This window comes from Galbibacter sp., from assembly GCF_035306585.1.
In the GTDB taxonomy this organism is placed as follows: domain Bacteria; phylum Bacteroidota; class Bacteroidia; order Flavobacteriales; family Flavobacteriaceae; genus Galbibacter.
The window spans coordinates 17,320-33,003 of sequence record NZ_DATGNU010000010.1; the positions used below are offsets into that span (position 1 = coordinate 17,320).

Sequence of the window (15,684 nt, forward strand, 5' to 3'; positions counted from 1 at the left end):
TACACTACTTTTGTACTTAGAATCCAATAAGATGAAAAAACATACACTAATCCTTGTAGACGATCACCCACTTGTTATCTCTGGAATCAAAGCCATGTTAGCAGACTCCACTGAATTTGAAATTATTGGTGATGCCAACGATGGTGAGCAGGCATTAGCATTAGTACAAACCATGGTGCCGGATCTACTGGTTCTCGATATTCGTATGCCTAAGCTTACAGGCATTGAAGTAGTTCAAAAATTAAAAGACCAGGGCTCTTCAATAAAGACATTACTACTCTCTATGCATGATTCTGAAGGGTATGTCCTAAATTCCATTAGGGCTGGTGCAGATGGTTATCTGCTCAAAGGGGCTACAAAAGAAGAAATAATCAAAGCCTTTCGCATTATTGTAAAGGGCGGTAAATTCTTCACCGGAGAGGTTTCCTCAAGTATTATCAGCAATTTTATAGATCAAAAACCACTGCAGTCTAAAAACGATTTTAACTTAACCAAGCGCGAATTGCAAATCTTAAACTTGGTTTTACAAGGCATGAGCAATCAAGAAATTGCTGATGAATTAGAAATCAGTAAACGCACCGCGGAGGTGCATCGTTTTAATCTGATGAAAAAGATGGATGTTAAGAACCCTGTGGAACTCGCCAACAAAGCGCGTGAATATCAATTGACTTAAGGGCTATTCTGAAATTGTGAATTTCAACCACTTAAATTTTCCAGAAACGCATTTCAAAACGCTGCTGTTTCTAATTTGATAATTCTTCTAAAATAAGCACTTATCACTTCTACAAATTAAGTATTTCTACTTAATTTTAAATAAAAAACACGAACTATACTGAGCATTAATTGCCATCAAATTGAACTACAGTTTGAGCGTGGACATGCCTGTAAGAGTCCTATCGATACTCTTAAGTTTTACGCTATGCTATGCTCCCTTGAACTCAATTTAATGTTGCGCAGTCTTGTTCAAACGCGTTCGAAAAACCAGGCGCACCAAAAGCCTAATATCATCAAAATCAATGGGGTAAATTTAGGAATATCAAAAATTACACCCTCTTAATTTTGAGCATTGGCAAATCGTATTGCAGTTATTTTTATTGTAAAAATATTTATTGAACTTAGTAAAAAATCACACATATGAGAGGGAAAGAAACAGTAAAAACAACGTGTTCCTATTGCGGAGTTGGCTGTGGGATACTAGTGACAAAAGACCCTCAAGGAAAGGTTGAAGTTAAGGGAGACCCCGACCATGTGGTAAACAAAGGAATGTTGTGTTCAAAGGGGATGAATTTGCATTATGTCGCCAATGATATCTCTGACAGAATTCTCTATCCAGAAATGCGATGGAGCAAATCACATCCGAGAGAACGTGTTTCTTGGGATGACGCTCTAAAAAGAGCTTCTGCAGTGTTCCGCTCCATTATAAAAAAATATGGGCCGGATAGTGTTGGCTTTTACATCTCAGGACAGTGTTTAACCGAAGAATACTATATTGCTAATAAATTAACCAAAGGCTTTTTAGGCACCAACAACATAGACACCAATTCTAGATTATGCATGAGTTCTAGTGTGGTTGGTTATAAAAAAACATTTGGTGAGGATACCGTTCCCACATCCTACCAAGATATAGAACTTGCAGATTGTTTTTTACTTGCAGGTGCCAATCCCGCCTGGTGCCATCCTATTCTATTTAGGCGAATCGAAAAACACAAAGAGCAGAATCCGAGTGTAAAAATCATCGTTGTTGATCCTAGAAAAACAGATACTGCAAATTTTGCAGATCTCCACCTCCAACTCATACCTGGTACAGATATAGTCCTGTATAATGCCATTGGTAGGCGGTTATTAGAACGCGGACTAATCGACTATGAATTCATTAAAAACCATACAGACAACTATCAAGACTACAGAGAGCAAATACTTTCGGTGAGTTTAAAACAAGCCTCTAGAATATGTGGAGTACCTGAAAAGGATATTAAAAAGGCTGCCGATATGATCGGTTTATCAGAAGGATTTATCAGCATGTGGGCCATGGGTCTGAATCAAAGTGTCATTGGAACTGATAAAAATACCGCCCTGATCAACCTCTCCCTTATTACGGGCCAGATTGGTAAGCTCGGAGCCGGTCCTTTTTCACTTACAGGACAACCCAATGCTATGGGGGGACGTGAGGTTGGTGGTATGGCTAGTTTACTCGCTGTTCATAAAGAGTTAAGCAATCCAATACACCGAAAAGAAGTTGCTGACTTTTGGGGCGTCAGTAAGATATCTCCTAAACCAGGTTTGTCTGCCACCGAAATGTTTGAAGCCTTAGAAAAAGGTAGCCTAAAGGCGATCTGGATCGTCGGCACCAACCCTCTAGTAAGCATGCCTAATGTAAGAAGGGTTGAAAAGGCGTTAGCTAATGCGAAATTCGTGGTGGTACAAGACATCTCGCATAAATCAGACACAACAAAATTTGCTGATTTACTTCTACCAGCTGCTGCTTGGTTGGAAAAACAAGGCACCATGACCAATTCTGAGCGGAGGATTAGTTATCTACCTAAGGTGATCGAAGCGCCCGAAGAAGCACGAGCAGATGTAGAGATTCTGTGCGATTTTGCCGCTCATATGGGCTTTAGAGGATTCAACTATCAGTCCAGTGAGGAGATTTACAGAGAATACTGTAGGATGACAAAAAACACAAACATTGATATCTCTGGGCTAACTTACGATCGACTTAAAACCCAGGGGAGCATCCAATGGCCAGTTCCCACCCATACGCACCCTGGCACTCCAAGGCTGTTTGAAGACCATAAATTTTACACCCCGAATCAAAAGGCTAAATTCAATGTTCCATATAGTGTCAATAACGCCTCTATAGCTACCAGCGCTGAGTACCCTCTAATTCTGATCACCGGACGTATAAGAGATCAGTGGCACAGCATGACAAGAACTGGAAAGGTGGCACGGTTACAAACCCATTATGCCCAACCCAAAATTGAGATTCATCCAGTGGATGCCTACATCCACCACATCAAGCAAGGAGATATTTGTGAACTAAAAAGTAGGAACGGCAACATTCGATTAAAAGTTAAGATTACCGATGCGGTACGCGAGGGTGTTTTGTTTGTCCCCATGCACTGGGGAAAAATATTACAAAGTGACCTCGGCAGAGTAAACAACCTTACCAACACCATTATCGACCCTCAATCCAAAGAACCTGATTTCAAATTTACTGCGGTTTCCATTGCAAAGTACGTAAAGCCCGTAGAAAAAATATTGGTCATTGGGGCAGGCGCTGCAGCCTTTCGGTTTGTTCAAAATTTCAGAGACTTAAACTCCACAGACCACATTGAAGTCTTCTCGCAAGAACCCCATCCTTTTTACAATCGGGTGCTTTTGCCAGAATACATTACCGAGGAATTATCATGGGAGCAATTGAAAAAAATAAAACAAGAACAGCTCGATAAACTCAAAATTAAAATTCATCACAACAGCAGTATTGTGGCCATAGATAGAAACAACAAAACCATTGTCGATATCAACGGAAATCAATATCGTTATGACAAACTCATACTAGCCACCGGAAGTAGTTCTTTTATTCCTTCAGAGGCACAGTTGGAATTGCCTGGTAGATTTACCATGAGAACCAAAGCTGATGCAGACCGTTTTAAAGAACACCTGAATCAAATCCAGCTTCCAACACCACAAAAACATGTCGTTATCGTCGGTGGTGGACTCCTGGGGCTTGAATTGGCAGCAGCCTTAAAACATCAAGGTTTGAAAATCACCATCATTCAAAGGTCATCTCGTCTTATGGAAAGGCAGTTGGACAAGACCTCTAGCAAGCTACTTGCCTTGGATGTTCAAGAGCGTGGAGTTCAAATCTATTTTGATAATGAAGTAAGTACGGTATTTGATCATGCTGAGCATCAGGAATTGTCCATCACCCTTAAAAGTGGAAAATCATTTACAGCTCATGCTGTGGTATATGCTATTGGAACCCTTCCCAATATAGCGATAGCTAGACAAGCAAAATTAGATTGTGGTAGAGGGGTCAAAGTAAATGAGCATTTACAAAGCTCTGACCCCTCTATTTTTGGAATCGGCGAAATTGCCCAATTTAAGGATCAGTTATTTGGCATTACAGCGGCAGCCGAAGAACAGGCAGATGTATTGTCTAATTATCTCGCAGGAGACATTAGCAGTGTCTATAGTGGTTCAGTGCCCATGAACATCTTAAAGTTCAATGACCTTAACCTCTGTAGTATTGGGACACTTAAAGTTCCAGAAAATGATCCTTCCTATGAAGAGATCGTATTTTCAGATTTCAAGAAGCGCTATTATAAAAAATGTATTGTTAAGGATGATCTTTTGATAGGCGCCATCCTTATGGGAGATAAAAATGAGTTCGCAGAATTCAAGGAAATGATTTCAAAGGGAATTGAGTTATCCGATAAGAGAAACCATTTGTTACGATCCACTGCTTTAAATAAAGAAGTTAAAGGTGCACTAGTCTGCTCTTGTGGACAAGTGGGACTTGGCAATCTTCAAGAAGCCATAGCATCGGGACAGACGGATTTTACAGCATTATGTCAGCAGACGGGAGCAGGTTTGGGTTGTGGCAGCTGTAAAACAGAAATTAGAGAACTGCTAAAGAAACAAGTCGCATTAATTTAACGGCTATTAACAAAGGGGGTTGCTGCTTTTCCTCCTATTGACTACAGAGCAATAGGTTTACGCAGTATTTTTATGAAAAAGGACTATTACAGATTGCTGATAAAGGGCGGGGTTCTTTCACCTGGGGAGTTAAAAATGATTGTCACTGCACTTATGGAAGCTGGATTAAACCATATCAGTTTTGGTTCCAGACAAGATATTCTATTTTCAACCGACCTATCGAAAGAAAATATAGCGTTCAATGCTGATCTATACCCCATAGACCCACATCAAAAAGAAGAGGAGAACATTATGTGCTCTTATGTATCCACTGATATTCTGACCACTACACCCTGGCTTACTGGTGACCGTTACTTATACATCTTAGAGCAGTTTAAATTCCATCCAAAACTTAAAGTAAACATCGTTGACCCGCTACAGCGACTAGTTCCTTTATTTAGTGGCCATATTAACTTTATAGCCTCCAAGCACGAGGATTACTGGTATTGCTATCTTCAAATGCCGAATTGGGATGCCCCAGAGCTTTATCCCGCATTAATATACAGCTGGGACATTGCCACCATATCCAAAAGTATTGAAAACCTAATCCAGGAGGAATTAGAATCTATAGACACCCTTTTTGAACTCATTAACGATAGCACAGAGACCAACAATAGAACCTTTGACACCCCACTAAAGAATCCCTTTCAACCCTTCCCCTATTATGAGGGGATGAATAAAATGAGTACAGACAAATACTGGTTAGGCTTATACTGGCGAAACAACAACTATGACCTCCCATTCTTACTTGGTTTATGCGAGCTTTGCGGGGAGTCCAAAATTGGCAAAATATGCATCACCCCTTGGAAGTCCTTTATCATTAAAGGAATCCCTGCTTCTTCCAAATTAAAATGGGAAAAATACCTAGGCAGCCATGGGATTAATGTGCGTCACTCGCAACTAGAACTTAACTGGCATCTTCCTGTTGGAGACATTCAAGCGCTCAAACTGAAAAACTTTCTGGTCTCTAAATTGGATAGTTTTGACATCAGTACCTATGGACTTACCATTGGCATATCGATGGGCGGCAGCACGATATTTCACTTCACTTCCATTGTCATTCAGTGCAATCCACCCACCGCTGATCAAGCACATCTCAAACTAAGGGCTACCTATAATTTACGCTACGCAAAAAATTTCGATCCTAACAACAGGACCTATATAACCTATGCTTTAGATGTAGATAAAATAGAATTGCCTGGATTGTTAATAGAACTCAGTAAACAGTATTTTCAAGGCCTGGGTGAACTTGAAGAAATCTCTAAAAAAGAATCTAAAGAAGTAAACGCTCCCAAGGTAAAAACCCTTAGTGAACGACTGGTTTATCAGTGTACAGATTGCCTTACTGTATATGATCAAAGCTACGGCGATCCGAGTCAGAATATTCAAAAAGGCACTCCATTTGAACAATTACCAGTGGCGTATCATTGCAGTTTGTGCGAGGCGTCAAAATCAAATTTCACTCCAATACAACTGCCAAAGGTATCCACAACCTAAATTCGGAGTACAGCTGGCAAATTAATGCTGGGTTTGTCCTCTTAGGATTTTAAAGACATGAAGTAAGTGTGGGAAAACTGCTTGCATAGATTCTCGAGCACCATTAGTAGAACCGGGAAGGGCCATTACTAAACAGTTCCCTATGGTTCCCACGACACTTCTGGAAAGCATCGCATAGGGTACCCGCTGTTGACCATAAGCTCTGATGGTCTCCTCGATACCTGGAATTCTTCTTTCCAATAGTGGTTCTAGGGATTCTGGTGTAACATCTCTTAAGGAAAGACCTGTCCCGCCAGTATATATTAACAAATGATGGGTCTTGGAAAGATTGCGTGCACGCTGAGAAATAACGGTGCTCTGATCAGGGATTACCTCGTAGTGATTCACTTTCACTTGATACTTCTCTAATTCAGCAATAATAGCCTTACCTGCAGCATCAGATTTAGATCCCGCAGAAATACTGTCTGAACAAACCACCACAGCTGCGCTAAGTCCACTAGGAAACATGCGCTTATCTGTTAGATAAGGATGCTTACTTTTAATAATTTCAGCGGCGCCAAAACTTACACTTCCATTTGAACCGACCAACTGCAGAAGACTTACAGCCGCAACTGAAAGCCCATACAAGGCTTGAGTATCTAGGGAGGTTTTGTGGATGGCTTGCAGACTGAGCTGATAGACCAAGGCATCCTCAATTCGCTCTTGTGAGAGGGTAATGGCATCAAATGCTGCCATATGTACTCCAGGAATCACCCCAGATGCATTTTTAACCGCCAACTCTACGGCTACTTTTACAGCAGCAAAAACGGCTTCATTATACACTTGCCAAGCCATTTCATTCATCTGAATTTCGACCTGTGCGATGGTTTCACAATTTGCTGTAATATGCTGTCCTATATTGTCCATACCTCTGAAGAAATTAACCCTTATAATACCCTATTAGTTATTGACCTTCCACTGATGGGTTTGATCCTCAAATAGCTCTTTGCCAAAAATTGGGACTTCAGATTTGATGCGGTTAACGATTTCTTCTGTAGCCTGATATACCCCTGTTCGATGTGGAGAAGAAACAAAAACAAAAAAGCAGATCTCTCCCACTTCTACCCTACCTAAACTGTGGTAAATATGCATACAGCTAAGGTCATATTTTGCAAAGGCATCCTCTCGAATTTCGTGAAACTTTTCATCAGCCATCGACTCATAGGTCGTGTATTCAATCGCCGCAACAGTTTTGTCGTCTTTCTGATCCGCCCTGATTTGACCTAAAAAGATATTGTGTGCTCCGATACTGTGTTTGGATTGATGTTTAGCAATCGATGCTGCAATAAACTCTGGTTGGATTGCCCCTTGTATAAATACATTTTTCTTCTTCCGTTCCATACTGGTCTTTTTTTGCTTTTCGTAAAATTACTGAACTATATCCAAATAGTGAACCTCATCTCCAATTTCAATACCTTGAACCTCTTCTGGTATGTATAAAAGCACATTGGCATTGATTAAACTCTGAAGTAAAGAGGAACTTTGATTTTCAAACACTTCTAGATGCCCGTTAGTGCATACTCCCCTTAAAAACAACGCTTTATTTGAGGTGTTTACAATCTGTTGGTCACAAACCCCCTTTTTGAAACCCAAAGAGGTTTCTCCGAACATTCGCCCAAGCGCAGGCACAACATAAACCTGGAAGTTAATAAAACAGGCCGCTGGGTTTCCAGGAAGCCCAAATACCACCTTATCACCTTTAGAACCAAAATAAATTGGTTTGCCAGGTCTTTGATTGATTTTATAAAAATGTTCTTTTACAGCGTTAGCCTCAAATGCTGTTCGCATTAAGTCGTAATCCCCAACGGATATTCCGCCAGTAGCTATGATGAAATCTTGATCTTTAAGTAGATTTCGAACTGCAGCAATAGTCGCTTGGCGATCATCCTTTACATAGTGCAATACGATTTGTTCTACTCCCATCCGCTTAAGCAAGAATTGTAGCATGAACGAATTACTATCATAGGTTTTTGCTTGCTCCCAAGGTTCTCCAGGCTGCAGCAGCTCATTTCCGCTGATCAGAACCCCAACACTTGGTTTTTTATATACTTTTATTCTTGCGATTCCCAAGCCGGCCAAAAAGGAAAGAGCAGCGGTATTGAGCACCGCTCCTTTTGACAGTACAACATCACCACGCTTGACTTGTTCTCCTTGCGCCTTGATATTGGTCTTCTCTTGGAATTTAACTACCTGTATATGCGTCTTTAAATCCTCCACATGTTCCTTCATAATCACCTTATCGGCATCCTCGGGAACTCGTGCACCTGTATAGATTCGGACTGCTTCTCCTTTTTGCAGTGGAATCTGCTGACTTGCTCCAGCTTGAATTTCACCCGTAATGCTGTATGTATTGGCCTCCCATACGCGAACCGCAAATCCATCCATGGCGGATTGTCGAAAAGGAGGTAAATCTAGTTCACAAATCACATCCTGGGCTAGGACATAACCTAAAGCCTCTGTGATGCTTAACTCACAAAAATTATTGGATTTAACATGCTTCTCGATAAGGGATAACGCCTGCGTAACAGCAATCATGTGATTCGATTTAGACAAACAAATTTAAGGAATACTTCAGTGATCTTTAGCTAATTTACATAAAGATATTCACCAGTAACCCGCCCTAACTTTTGTGATTTTTATTGGGATTAAACTGCAACTAGGATCACAGTTTGTCTACTGTTCTATCCAGTCTATAACGCTCTGGTCAGTTGGCAAAGTAGTAGGTGGAATCACTTGGGAGAGTTGTCCATTTTCATCGATTAAATATTTCTGAAAGTTCCATGCCACCTCAGAATCTTCAACGCCATTTTTTCCTTTCTGGGTTAAAAACTCATAAAGCGGATCCATATCATCGCCTTTCACTGAAATCTTACTCATCATTGGAAAACTAACACCATAGTTGGCTTGGCAGAATTCTGCAATTTCCTCATTGCTTCCAGGTTCTTGATTCCCAAAATTATTAGCAGGAAACCCAACAATGATGAAGTTTTGATTTTTATAGGTATTGTACAAACTCTCCAATTGTTCATACTGCGGTGTTAATCCACATTTACTTGCGGTATTTACAATCATGACCTTTTTACCTTCTAAGTCACTTAAAGCAAAGTCATCGCCATTGATATCTTTAACGGTAAATTGATAGATTGAAGTGTCGTTCATTTCTTTTTCATTTTGAGCACTCACTACGGTAGAACACCACAATAAGCACAAGAGGATTATATTTCTCACAGGTTTATTATTTAAAAACAAGGTACAAAACTTTACAGAAAAATGATCTTTAATTCCTCCCAAATTTCAGCACTACAATCTCGAGCTTACATTAGATAAGATCTCCCGTACTCTTTCTCTCAAAGATTCAGGTTCTACAATAGTTGCGTACTCCGCGAACATTAAATACCAACGAGCAAAATCGTTTTCTATATTAGAAGTCATAAAGGTCATCTCTACTTTGTCCCCTTTTGGAGCCTCTTGTAACAGGCCATGGTAATTCGCATTGCTTTTCATATAACGCGCCACTCGTTTGTCTACAAGAATTACAATTTTAGTTTTCTCCTTTTCAGGCCGTTCCAACCTGTAATCCTCAATAGATCCATGCTGGTATAAAAAGGGTGTCGTTGTTCTTTTAATGAGCCTCATTCGGTCTGTTCTAAATTGCCTATAATTCTTTCGAAGATGGCAATAAGCCATTAAATACCAATAATTGTGCTCATGGAAAAGACCTACAGGTTCGATGTTTCTCTCGCTAGGATTGTCCGCCTCAAGGGACTGATAGATTAGAAACAATTGTGTGTTTTCTGCTATACTCTCAAAGATGATCTCCAGCGCGTCAGGAATATCCTTGTTAAACAAATCCCTAGTTTGATTGATACTAACTTTAGATTCAATGGCATCTATCCAGTCACGTTCCCCACCTCGGAGCACTGATTTAATCTTATACATCGCTGATTTAAAATAAGCCCCAAGAGTATCATCGGTAAATTGATCCATGAGTTTCTCGGCCGCCACAAAACTACCCGCTTCTTCCCTGGTAAACATTACTGGTGGCAGTCGATAACCTTCCATAATACTATAGCCCACGCCAGGCTCACTGACAATGGGAACCCCTGAAGATTCTAGGGTACGGATATCCCTATAAATTGTCCTTAAACTCACTTGAAAACGATCTGCTAGATCTTGGGCGCGAACAATTTTTTTGGACTGCAATTGAATATGTATGGATACGATTCTATCGAAGCGTTTAACGGTTTCATCACTCATAACTGATTGGCTGATAGCCCAAAGATAAAACATCCATTGAAAGTATCGCTCTTCAAAAGACATGAGTTTCAATATTATGTATTGAATTAAATTCCAGAGAAGCCCTCAAGGGTGAGGTGGCTGTTGATTGTTTTACTGTTGACACTAATATTCCCATAACGATTTGATTTTAAATCCTTCGCAAAGAAAACACCACCTTGTGACAGCCTAATGTCATCATCATTTACATTTTTTTAAATTATTTTTTTTACTACTGACACACCCTTGTCATACACCCGTTCTACTTTTGAAAAAGAAATCAAAATCACACAAATCTATTTATTATGGAAAATTCAAAAACACAAACGCAATTAGCCACAGTAATCACCCCTGATGAATTATTAAAACACTGGCAAGCACATCGCGATTTAACCCGTAGAACCATCGTGGCGTTTCCTGAAAAAGAATTCTTCACCCACACCATAGGTGGCATGAGAACCTACGCCAAGTTAATTCAAGAAATGTTAGCTATTGCTGGGCCTGGGATTAAAGAAATTGTCGAAGGGAAAACCGTGAAATTCGAGGAGGATGAGCTTCAAAACAAAAAAGAGAATTATTTAAAAGCCTGGGATGAGACCACAGCATACCTAAATGAAAACTTCCCAAAAATCAAGTTAGAGGACTTCCACCGAAAAATTAAAGCATTTGGTCAATTCGAAGGTACGGTGATCTCCACTATATTTTATTTTATGGACAATGAAATCCACCATAGAGGACAAGGCTATGTGTACTTAAGAAGTCTTAATATCGAACCGCCATTTTTTTGGGAGCGTTAATTGACATCATCTATGCCCGTATATATCTTTAAGACAAACGTCATCAATCAATCACAAGTCAAAAGGTTAAAACGTGATTTAAATCATTTGGCTAAAAAAAACGAACGGTGGAATTTTGATTTGGAGGATTGTGATAAGATCCTCCGGATTGAAACCAGAGAACCATCTGCAATTAAATTTGCTAAAGCTCTTGAAGTAAATGGCTTTCTATGTAAAGAATTATAATGGAAATAATTTCTAACATCGATCAATAACCAACCATTAAAATCTAACCAGTAAGACTTCAGGGTCAGGGTCAGATTGTTTAGTTCTGAATATTGAAATATTTTCAATCCAACCATCCTTTAACACCCATAGAACAGCATGAACAATTTGGCCTCAGATCCTGATATCCTATCACTTCACCTCTAGATCTATTGATCAGTAATATGTATCCAAAAATATTGATTCACGAAACTGCCATACCAAATGCCTAGTTTCAAAATTAAATGATGAAGTTACTAGTACGTACATTCTATTATTTGGAGTGTTTTAGCATCTTTACTAGGGATTTAGAAATATTTTGGACAGCTGTGAATTGCTTTCAGAATACTATCTTTATTGATAGCCGCAGCTTTCCTAACGATCTTTTGATCTCCTCGCTAGTTAGTAATACTGGATACTATGGCGTTTTTCTCCTAATTAATCATATAGACTAGAAATGAATTCCACACACGGATAAGGCTGATCGGTATTAATAAAGCTTACACCTAGACCTGCAAAGGTCTCCCATGCAGACTCATGATCAGGAGTAGCCCAAAAACGAAATGGCTTATGATGACTCTGAGCTATCGCTATGGCATGCTTTATTGCAGCTATCTCATCCGAAGTCATCCCTCCGTTACCATCCCAGCTAGAAAATTGCCTAAAACTCATACTCACTAGAGCTACTTTGTTCATGGCCTGTTCTGAAATAGGAGATAAATCCTGGTGATCGAACCAAATAAAATCTGGATACGTACTATATTTTTCTGGGTCGGGACGATTTCCCGAGATTACAAAACGAAGCTTAGGATGATTTATAAGTTCAGGGTAATGCCCTAATAAATTCACCAAGACATTTAGGCTAGTTTCTGCCTCAGCCTTTATATCAATTAAAATCTGTAACCCTCTATTTTTCCCAGGATCTTGAACCTTCTTTGTAGTCCCGTATTCCTCTTTAAGAGGCTTCAAATATAATTCTTCTAAAGTATGCTCTAGTATAATTTCACTTTTAGAATGGGTTACATACAAGACGCCTTGCCGTAAATACACATCAGTCTCTATGCTGTGCGCACCGCTAGTATAGGCATTCCAAAACGGACTCTCTTGCCTGTAATCATTATGGGAATGAACTCTTGCCTGTTGAAATTCTTGTGCAAAGATTCCAACAGAAAACAAAAGAAAACAAAAATATATAATTCGGCTACTTTTCATTTTACTTCCCTAACAAAACAAAAATCGATAAAATATACAAGATATCCTTACTCCAAAGATTAAAAAAGAATCAATAGATTGTAAAGGATTTACAAAATCAGATGCTCCTAAAGCAATTAGCGCTTTAGCTTTTCTATTAAATCCGTTAGATTAAGTTTATCTTGGGTCCCTGACGCCATATCTTTCAAGGTATATGTACCTTGCTCCATCTCAGATTCTCCAGCTAGAACTACAAAAGGGATCCCCCTTTTGTTTGCGTAATTCATTTGCTTTTTCATCTTGGCATCATCTGGGTATAATTCAGATTTAACTCCATTTTCTCTTAAAGCTTTAACACCCTTAAGACCATATAAAGCTTCATTTTGACCAAAGTTCAAGAATAGAACCTCACTTGGTGTAGTCACTGATGGCGGGAACAAACCAAGCTCTTCTAGCACTAGATATATGCGATCCAGACCAAAAGAAATACCAACACCACTCACATCTTTAAGTCCAAAAATACCAGTCAAATCATCATAACGTCCACCACCACCGATAGAACCAATCTTAACGCTTTGCGGTGCGGCAACCTCTATGATAGCGCCTGTATAATAGTTAAGTCCTCTAGCTAAGGTTACATCCAAATCTAAATTCGCCTTCTTAAGACCTAAAGCCTCTGTAGCTGATAGGATAAAACTAAGCTCTTCAACACCTTTAAGTCCTTCTTCAGAAGTGGCTAACATGGATTGAAGACTTTCTAATTTAGAGGTATTACTCCCTTTAAAATCAAACAAAGGCTGTACCTTTTCAATCGCAGATGCTGTAATCCCCTTCTCAAGCATTTCTTTCTTCACACCATCTTCACCAATCTTATCCAATTTATCCAAAGCAACTGTAAAATCAATCAGCTTGTCTTTGGCACCAATCACCTCAGCAATACCAGAAAGAATTTTCCGGTTATTTAGCTTAATCGTTACTCCATCAACACCTAAACTAGCAAACACAGTATCATAAAGCTGAACAAACTCTACTTCTTGCCACAATGAGGTTGAACCAACCACGTCAGCATCACATTGAAAGAACTCTCTAAAACGACCCTTTTGTGGACGGTCAGCTCTCCAAACTGGCTGTATTTGATAGCGCTTGAAAGGAAGATCAATCTCATTTTGGTGCATCACCACGTAACGTGCAAAAGGCACCGTTAAATCATAGCGTAATGCTTTTTCTGAAATCTTAGAGGTCAAGGCGGCAGCTTCTTTCTTCTGATACAACTCATCACCTACCTTAGCTAAATAATCACCAGAGTTTAGAATTTTAAAAATTAAGCGATCTCCTTCATCTCCATATTTCCCCATCAAAGTCTCTGAATTTTCAAAGCTAGGGGTTTCAATAGGCATAAACCCAAAGGTTTCAAAATGTCCTTTTATAGTACTGATAATATAGTTTCGCTTACTGACCTCTTCTGGTCCAAAGTCTCTAGTTCCTTTTGCTATGCTTGGTTTTTGTGCCATTATTGTTATGTGTTTGGAGATTTACACTAAGTTATGCCTTTGTTCTTTATTGGGCAGTGATCAATACAATACTTGCATTCTACGAGTTATACTACGCCTTATTCGATAATATCATCAAAGTAACGGAATAACTCTCCCTTGGTAATTATCGCGCCTTTTTCGATCAGTTCAAAACGATCCATCAGCTTATCATCGGAATAAGCCTTGGTTGCCGTCATGATTTCAACATTGTCACCCATATAGTTTTGTTTGAACCAAGCAAATCCATGTTTGGTCCTCAAATCAATCCCAGGTTGACCTACTCGAACAGCAATAAGATTCATTCGCTTATCGGTAAGATGAAACAAATGCATCTGTGTCGCTGATATGTTTTCAAGATACTCTATTTTAGATAGCACCCCTTCCCAGACTAAATCACTAAAGATGTCTATTTCTTCTTCAGCAACCTCTGGTTTGTTTTCTTTAATGCTTTTCCATTCCTGTGCAGTAATAGATTGGGTAGCCAAAAAGTTGATGAACTCTTGGTGCATTTCCACTAACTGCTCTTTTGTTAATCTTCTGTACTTCACTTCTACTCCGTATTTATCTGTGTACAAAAATCGAAAAGAGGTTGCAAAAAAATAAATTTTTTAACAACCTCCTCGTATGATGAAATAATTTCTTCTAATTAAGCCTCAGCTATTACTTCAAATGGGAAGTTAACAACTACTTCTCTGTGAAGTCTAATAGTAGCTTCGTAAGGACCAGCAACTTTGATGTTACCTCCTAAGATGCTAATAAATTTCTTCTCGATAGCTACTTTTGATTCTTTTTGAATTGCTTCAGCAAGATCAGCGTTAGTTACAGAACCGAAAAGTTTGTTTCCAGCACCAGATTTAGCTGTAATTTTAATCTCAAGACCTTTAAGTTGATCAGCAATTTTTTGCGCATCGTCAACAATTCTCTTCTCTTTAAAGGCTCTTTGCTTTAAATTCTCAGCCAATACTTTTTTAGCAGAAGTGGTAGCTAGAATAGCGTATCCTTGAGGGATCAAATAATTTCTGCCGTAACCATTTTTAACGGTTACCACATCATCTTTAAAACCTAAGTTTTCGACGTCGTTCTTTAATATTAATTCCATGGTTACCTTCCTTTTATTTTAATAAATCTGCTACGTATGGCATAAGTGCTAAGTGACGCGATCTTTTGATTGCTACAGACACTTTTCTTTGATATTTCAATGAAGTTCCAGTTAGTCTTCTTGGAAGAATCTTACCTTGCTCATTTACTAACTTCAATAAGAAATCTGGATCCTTATAATCGATATATTTAATACCTGATTTTTTAAAACGACAGTATTTCTTTGTTTTGTTAGTCTCTATATTCAGTGGAGTTAGATATCTGATCTCTCCATCTTTTTTACCTTTTGCTTGTTGCTCTATAGATGTTGCCAT

General features: G+C 39.1%; 14 protein-coding genes. 4 read left to right on the forward strand and 10 right to left on the reverse strand.

The window, feature by feature from the left end:
• Positions 1-31 precede the first annotated feature (31 nt).
• The 3 genes from VKY50_RS01340 (at position 32) to VKY50_RS01350 (ending at position 6,195) form a co-directional block, all read left to right on the forward strand.
• Positions 32-673, forward strand: a complete 642-nt coding sequence (locus tag VKY50_RS01340) for a response regulator transcription factor (RefSeq protein ID WP_324298068.1) — start codon at positions 32-34, stop codon at positions 671-673.
• Positions 674-1,134: 461 nt separating this feature from the next.
• The gene (locus VKY50_RS01345; protein WP_324298070.1) at positions 1,135-4,659 is read left to right on the forward strand and encodes a molybdopterin-dependent oxidoreductase; all 3,525 of its coding nucleotides are present in this window, start codon (positions 1,135-1,137) and stop codon (positions 4,657-4,659) included.
• A gap of 72 nt (positions 4,660-4,731) precedes the next feature.
• Positions 4,732-6,195 (forward strand): rubredoxin, encoded by a 1,464-nt coding sequence (locus tag VKY50_RS01350; protein ID WP_324298072.1) that lies wholly within the window; start codon positions 4,732-4,734, stop codon positions 6,193-6,195.
• A gap of 21 nt (positions 6,196-6,216) precedes the next feature.
• Here VKY50_RS01350 and VKY50_RS01355 read toward each other — a convergent pair whose 3' ends face one another.
• The 5 genes from VKY50_RS01355 to VKY50_RS01375 all read right to left on the reverse strand — a co-directional run bounded on the left by VKY50_RS01355 (position 6,217) and on the right by VKY50_RS01375 (position 10,491).
• On the reverse strand, positions 6,217-7,101 hold the full coding sequence (locus VKY50_RS01355) for a molybdenum cofactor synthesis domain-containing protein (RefSeq protein WP_324298074.1): 885 nt from the start codon (positions 7,099-7,101) through the stop codon (positions 6,217-6,219).
• Between the two features lie 33 nt (positions 7,102-7,134).
• Positions 7,135-7,575, reverse strand: a complete 441-nt coding sequence (locus VKY50_RS01360) for a molybdenum cofactor biosynthesis protein MoaE (RefSeq protein WP_324298076.1) — start codon at positions 7,573-7,575, stop codon at positions 7,135-7,137.
• 27 nt (positions 7,576-7,602) lie between these two features.
• On the reverse strand, positions 7,603-8,769 hold the full coding sequence (locus VKY50_RS01365; RefSeq protein WP_324298078.1) for a molybdopterin molybdotransferase MoeA: 1,167 nt from the start codon (positions 8,767-8,769) through the stop codon (positions 7,603-7,605).
• Positions 8,770-8,907: 138 nt separating this feature from the next.
• A complete protein-coding gene (locus VKY50_RS01370) occupies positions 8,908-9,462 on the reverse strand; it encodes a glutathione peroxidase (protein WP_414652267.1) in 555 nt (184 codons plus the stop codon).
• Between the two features lie 72 nt (positions 9,463-9,534).
• Entirely contained in the window at positions 9,535-10,491 is a 957-nt protein-coding gene (locus VKY50_RS01375) for a helix-turn-helix transcriptional regulator (protein WP_324298227.1), read from the reverse strand.
• A 323-nt stretch (positions 10,492-10,814) separates the two neighbouring features.
• On the opposite strand from VKY50_RS01375, the gene VKY50_RS01380 reads away from it, so the two are divergent.
• Positions 10,815-11,306: a DinB family protein gene (locus VKY50_RS01380; protein WP_324298080.1), complete on the forward strand. Its 492-nt coding sequence runs from the start codon at positions 10,815-10,817 to the stop codon at positions 11,304-11,306.
• Between the two features lie 681 nt (positions 11,307-11,987).
• Here the strand turns inward: VKY50_RS01380 and VKY50_RS01385 are convergent.
• The 5 genes from VKY50_RS01385 to rpsR all read right to left on the reverse strand — a co-directional run bounded on the left by VKY50_RS01385 (position 11,988) and on the right by rpsR (position 15,684).
• Complete coding sequence (locus VKY50_RS01385) at positions 11,988-12,761, reverse strand: PI-PLC domain-containing protein (RefSeq protein ID WP_324298082.1); 774 nt, start codon at positions 12,759-12,761, stop codon at positions 11,988-11,990.
• A gap of 116 nt (positions 12,762-12,877) precedes the next feature.
• Positions 12,878-14,251 (reverse strand): histidine--tRNA ligase, encoded by a 1,374-nt coding sequence (gene hisS / locus VKY50_RS01390; protein ID WP_324298084.1) that lies wholly within the window; start codon positions 14,249-14,251, stop codon positions 12,878-12,880.
• Positions 14,252-14,349: 98 nt separating this feature from the next.
• Positions 14,350-14,820 (reverse strand): DUF6495 family protein, encoded by a 471-nt coding sequence (locus VKY50_RS01395; RefSeq protein WP_324298086.1) that lies wholly within the window; start codon positions 14,818-14,820, stop codon positions 14,350-14,352.
• A gap of 98 nt (positions 14,821-14,918) precedes the next feature.
• Positions 14,919-15,371, reverse strand: coding sequence for a 50S ribosomal protein L9 (gene rplI / locus VKY50_RS01400; RefSeq protein ID WP_324298088.1), 453 nt, complete (start codon positions 15,369-15,371; stop codon positions 14,919-14,921).
• Positions 15,372-15,384: 13 nt separating this feature from the next.
• A complete protein-coding gene (gene rpsR / locus VKY50_RS01405) occupies positions 15,385-15,684 on the reverse strand; it encodes a 30S ribosomal protein S18 (RefSeq protein ID WP_008991037.1) in 300 nt (99 codons plus the stop codon).